This window comes from Desulfuromonadaceae bacterium (assembly GCA_019429445.1).
GTDB lineage: Bacteria > Desulfobacterota > Desulfuromonadia > Desulfuromonadales > JAHYIW01 > JAHYIW01.
The window spans coordinates 1-5,113 of record JAHYIW010000058.1; the positions used below are offsets into that span (position 1 = coordinate 1).

At 54.7% G+C, this 5,113-nt stretch carries 5 protein-coding genes; 4 read left to right on the top strand and 1 reads right to left on the bottom strand.

Annotated elements, in window-relative coordinates:
* Positions 1 to 456 precede the first annotated feature (456 nt).
* Positions 457 to 1,095 (bottom strand): YigZ family protein, encoded by a 639-nt coding sequence (locus K0A93_13480; GenBank protein MBW6513100.1) that lies wholly within the window; start codon positions 1,093 to 1,095, stop codon positions 457 to 459.
* 318 nt (positions 1,096 to 1,413) lie between these two features.
* Between K0A93_13480 and K0A93_13485 the strand changes: the two genes are divergently transcribed.
* The 4 genes from K0A93_13485 to K0A93_13500 all read left to right on the top strand — a co-directional run.
* Positions 1,414 to 2,025 carry a nucleotidyltransferase domain-containing protein gene (locus K0A93_13485; GenBank protein ID MBW6513101.1) on the top strand — a complete coding sequence of 204 codons (612 nt, stop codon included), beginning with the start codon at positions 1,414 to 1,416 and terminating at the stop codon, positions 2,023 to 2,025.
* Positions 1,985 to 2,431: a HEPN domain-containing protein gene (locus K0A93_13490; GenBank protein ID MBW6513102.1), complete on the top strand. Its 447-nt coding sequence runs from the start codon at positions 1,985 to 1,987 to the stop codon at positions 2,429 to 2,431. The genes K0A93_13485 and K0A93_13490 overlap by 41 nt, the downstream gene beginning before the upstream one ends.
* 15 nt (positions 2,432 to 2,446) lie before the next feature.
* Positions 2,447 to 3,688 (top strand): exonuclease SbcCD subunit D, encoded by a 1,242-nt coding sequence (locus K0A93_13495; GenBank protein ID MBW6513103.1) that lies wholly within the window; start codon positions 2,447 to 2,449, stop codon positions 3,686 to 3,688.
* A partial coding sequence (locus K0A93_13500; GenBank protein ID MBW6513104.1) for an SMC family ATPase occupies positions 3,688 to 5,113 on the top strand: 1,426 nt, incomplete at its 3' end. The genes K0A93_13495 and K0A93_13500, both read left to right, overlap by 1 nt.

The following is a 5,113-nucleotide window of genomic DNA, read 5'->3' on the forward strand; positions in this document are numbered from 1 at the left end:
CCGGCTACCTGCCCCGCACCGTCCTCGGCGTCGCCACGTTTCTGCTCGACAACGAGGGGAATCTCGACCTGTTGACGGCCAATCAGCGGGTGACCTTTGAGAAGTTTTTGCAGCCGTTGCTGGAAGGTGATCGGCGATCTTAGCCGGTGTTGCTTGACGAAACCGTCGACTACGGTATTTTGGGATAAGTGGGAATTAAATACATTTGCCGTTTGCGGTGGGTTCTGGTGCAGCTTTCCTGCGGTGTTGTCAGCCTGTGATTCGGTAGAATTTTATTAAATGACAACGGCTGCAGGCGATGGCTAACAGGCGTGTCCTTCGAGCACAAGGTCGAATTTGCTGTTGATGTCTTCGAGAATGATTTCCATGTGATCCTTTTCCATTGTGCCCTCCATATTTTTTAAGCAACTCTAGCACAGTTTCAAGACGGCGAAAACGAAACATGGTTTTCCCTATTTAGCCGTGTACTTCCTCCAGAACCCCTCGACCTGCAGTCAAATCAACAAACATGGTCGCAAAATCCGCCAACCGCTCGTCCGGCAGGCGTAGGTCAAAATTGACCCGGTCGGCGTAATCCGTCGCGAGGATTTCACATTCAAAATCGGCAAGGCGGAGCTCGAACGACTTGACCAGCGCATAATCAAGGGTTGCGCGCACAGTATGCCAGGTGATCTTTTCTCCGCGCGGCACCAGCTCCAGCGCCGTTTGCACCGCCGCTGTGTAGGCTTTGACCATCCCCCCTTTGCCGAGCTTGATGCCGCCGAAGTAGCGGGTAACGACCACCGCCGTGTCGCCGAGTCCGCTGTGTTGCAGGGTGGTCAGCATCGGTTGCCCGGCCACGCCGTGGGGTTCGCCGTCGTCACTCAAGCCGATCTGGTCGGTGCTGCCGGGTGCGCCGATGAGGTAGGCCCAGCAGTTGTGGTTGGCGTCGGGGAACGCGGCCTTCATTTCGGCGACGAACGCTTGAGCCTCCTTTGGGGTGGTGACCGGTTGTACGGTGGTGATAAAACGGCTGCGATTGACCTCGATTTCGCTGCGGAAGCGTTGGTGGGGGATCGGGTAACGGGCTACGGGCGGTTGCGGATGGTCCGGCATGATCGATCCCGATGACAGGGGTTGGCGGAGATGACGAATCGTACGGCCTGGGGCAGGGGCTGTCAAGGGGATGCTGACGGGTGGCGGACGGAGCTGCGTACGTTCCATCCTTGAACAGCGGCGAACGATCCTGTAGAATCGCCGAAACCTCAGCCGATCGAGTTTTTGTCAGAAGACTTTGGTTGGGGAAAATTCGTGAAAATTCGTGGCTAAAGAATTTGTCTCTATGATACTAACGTTAAATATCAACATAAACTTGCAAATCGTTCTCAGATAAGATACATGTGAAGTATAATTGAGAACAAGCGAGCCGATGCCATGAGCAAAACGCAACCGATTGAACTCCTCTTTGGAACATATCGCAGAAAAATTCTGTCGCTGCTGTTGCTGCGCTCCGACGAACAATTTCACGTGCGGGAAATCGCCCGGTTGACCGGCGTACCCGCCGGATCGCTGCATCGCGAATTGAAACAACTGGCCGAAGCCGAACTGCTCATTCGCAACACATCCGGACGGCAAGTTTATTACCGCGTTGATAAAACCAATCCGATCTATACCGATTTGGCCGGAATCTTTCGCAAAACCGCCGGACAAGCCGATATCATCCGTCAGGTTCTGGCGCCCCTGGATGATAAAATTGAACTTGCCTTCATCTTCGGCTCGGCGGCAAAAGGTACGGAACACAGCGCCAGTGATATCGATTTGTTTGTCGTGGGGGAGACCACCTTTGCCGAAATCGCCGAGGCATTGATCGATACCCACCAGCGACTGGGACGAGAAATCAACCCGGTGATCATGCGTAAAAGTGAATTCAAACAAAAATATCAAAACGATCCCTTTATGATGCGGGTCGTCGCTGAAGAAAAAATTTATGTGAGGGGGAGTGAAAATGACTTTGGAGAACTTGTTAAAGACCGGTCAACTGAGTGAATACAGCGCCCGCGCTGATGAGGTTCAACGTCTGCTTGAAGCGGCCAGGCGCAATATCGCTGATGCGAAAGTTGCGGCAATAAGTCTGGAGACTCGTTTTGACGCCGCCTATAAAGCAATTATGCAGATGGCCATGACCGCATTACTGGTCAATAATTTTCGTCCCAGTACGTCAGCGCCGGGGCATCATATGACCATGATTCAGGCGCTGCCGAAAACAATCGGGTTGCCTAAAACGCGCATGGTGGTTCTGGACGCCCTGAGGCGCAAGCGAAACGTTGCCGATTATCTTGGCGGCTACGTCGATCAAACTGCTCTCGACAGTTGTATTGATGAAGCTGAATTATTGTTGAACGATGTCGAAGTCTGGATCGCCGAGCATCGAAAAGAACTCCTGTCCTCGTGAATGATAAGGAAGTCTATGCGTTTCATCCATACCTCCGACATTCATCTCGGCAAAACCTACCGCAACTCCCAAGGTGAAGCCGAACGCTACAACGACTTCTTCGCCTGCCTGTCCGGGATCGTCGCCGATGCCGTCAACGAGCAGGTCGATGCCGTCCTGATCGGCGGCGACCTCTTTCATGTTGGCCAGATCCTGCCGAAAACCTTCGCCAGAACCATCGCAGCACTGCAACCGCTCAAGGACGCCGGTATTCCTTGTGTCGCCATCGAGGGGAATCACGACTGGATTCATCGTCGCGACAGCATCTCGTGGATGGAGGCGCTGTCGCAGATGGGCTACATCAAACTGTTGCGCCCGTCCCGCACCGAGGACGGCGGCTACCGCTTCGATCGATTTGATGAAGAAACCGGCAGGGGCGGACATATCGAGATCGACGGTGTTAATATCTACGGCCTCGGTTACATCGGCGCGCAGGCGGGGAGTCATGTCGCGCGCATCTGTGACGCAGTGACGACCGAACGCAACCTGTTGCTGTTTCATGTCGGTATCTGGACCTTTTCGCCGGTGGAGATCGGCAATATGCAGCCGGATGAGTCGCACCCCCTGGCGGAAACGTTCAGCTATGTGGCTCTCGGCCACGGTCATAAACCGTATATCGTTATGACACCGGAAGGCAACCCCTATGCCTATAATCCCGGTGCGCCGGAGCGGGTCAATTTCGGCGAGCAGAAGTATGACAAAGGCTACTATCTGGTGACCGTCACTGACGCTGATTTCTCCGCCGAGTTCAAATCGACTGCGCCTCGTCCGATGGCCGTTGCGACTGTCAATCTGGAAGGGGCGGGCAACGTCGAGGAAGCGCTGGAACGTTTCACCGCTCAGATCAAGGAACATCTTCCGGAAGAGGACGCGCGGCGACCGCTGCTGGAGCTGAAGTTGGTCGGCAAGGTGGCGTTTCATCCCTTCGAGATCGGTCGCGAGCGGCTGCGGCTGGCCCTTGATGAAATCGCTAATCCCCTGCATGTCGAGATCAAGAACCACCTTTCGATGGTCAGTCATTGCGGTGCGGGGGATATCTCCAGGAAGAGCCTGGAAGAAATCGAAAATGAAGTCCTGCATGATCTGATCAAGACCGGCAGCGACTATCAGGGGCGTGAGGAAGAGCTGATTCGACTTTCTCTCGCCCTGAAAAATGCTGTGCAAAAGGGTGTCGATGGCGACGAGCTGCTCGCCATTCTTGATGCGCGGAGGGATTGATGCAGATCCTCTCCATCACGCTCAAGAACATCAAATCCCATCGTGATACAGCACTGACCTTTTCGCCGGGCATCAACGTCCTCTCCGGCCCCAACGGCGCTGGCAAAAGCACCATCTTCGAAGCCATCGGCTACGCCCTGTTTGGCGTTGATGCGCAGAACTTTGTCGGTAACGTTGAGCGCTTCATTTCCATCGGTGCCAAAAGGGGCGAGATCGTTGTCGTCTTCCTGGTGGCCGAGGATGAGCGCTACCGGGTCAGCCGCACCGTCGGGACGCCATCGAAGTGGCTTCTCGCCAGGGAGGTCGGCGGCGCATTCGAAGTTGAAGAGCATAAGGACAGCAAGGAAACCGAGGCACGGCTGAAGGAGCTGCTCGGGCTGAGCTCGGGACGTTCGCTGGCGGAACAGTTTGAACTGGTCATTGGCCCGTTCCAGCATGAGTTTCTTGGTCCCTTTGTCATCAAGCAGCCGACCAGGCGACGTGACAAGTTTGACGAGATGCTTGGCATTGATACCTGGCGCAAGACGTTTAACGAGACCAAGGAGTTGGCCAGCGCCATTAAAGCGAAGATCGATATTCTTGAAAGCGCGATCGTCCCGCTGCGGGAACAGGTCGCCGAGCTTCCGCTGAAAAAAGACAAGCATAAGACGGCACAGGCCGATCTTGAACAGGCTGAGAGCAAGTTGGCTGCGCAACAGCAGCAGCTCAACGACTTGAGAATACTGCTGCTTGCAGTCGACAACCGTGAAAAAGACCTCAAGGTGCTGGAACAGGAAATCGAGACATTCAGGGAGCGGCTGCGTAATGGCAGCGAAATGATCGGCAAGCAGAAGCTGCTGGTCGACGAGGCAGAAAAGGCCCACAAAATCATTGAAGCAGCTACGCCTGCGAAAAAGGCGTATGAACAGGCCGAACTCCGCCTGAGCGAATTGCGCGAGCAGGTCAAAGTTCAGCGTCAGTTTGAGCAAGAGGCCGCTGAGCTCAAAAATCAGGTTGGGAAACTCGAAGAACGCTTCAAGGTCGAGACCCGATCGATTGAGAAAATCCGCGCGGAGCTCATTTGGGAAGAAAAAGCTCTGGCTGAGGGGCATAACGCTTTAGCGCTGGATAATGAACAAAAGGTCCTGGCTGATCGCCTGCCGGACATCCGTAAAAAACTTGAAGGAATACGCAAGCAGCTTGGCCAGCTCGAAGGGCGTCGGGCGGGGTTGGCGGAGGGGAGTGAAAAGCTCGCCGAGGGGGTCTGTCCGTTTTTTCAGGAGCCTTGCCTTAATATTGCCGAACGACCACCGGGCGATGTTTTTTCGACCAAATTTGCTGAACTGGATCAGGAGCGTCAACGTTTCCAGAGTGTTATTGAGAAGCTCGAACAGGAGGAGGGTGCTGCAAACAAGGCCAGCGATCAGGTCAAGGAGGCCGCCGTCA

What these genes read in the sequence shown, in the direction of transcription:
- K0A93_13480 (MBW6513100.1), bottom strand. Translation starts at nt 1,095, where the DNA reads ATGCCGGACCATCCGCAACCGCCCGTAGCCCGTTACCCGATCCCCCAC.
- K0A93_13485 (MBW6513101.1), top strand. Translation starts at nt 1,414, where the DNA reads ATGAGCAAAACGCAACCGATTGAACTCCTCTTTGGAACATATCGCAGA.
- K0A93_13490 (MBW6513102.1), top strand. Translation starts at nt 1,985, where the DNA reads ATGACTTTGGAGAACTTGTTAAAGACCGGTCAACTGAGTGAATACAGC.
- K0A93_13495 (MBW6513103.1), top strand. Translation starts at nt 2,447, where the DNA reads ATGCGTTTCATCCATACCTCCGACATTCATCTCGGCAAAACCTACCGC.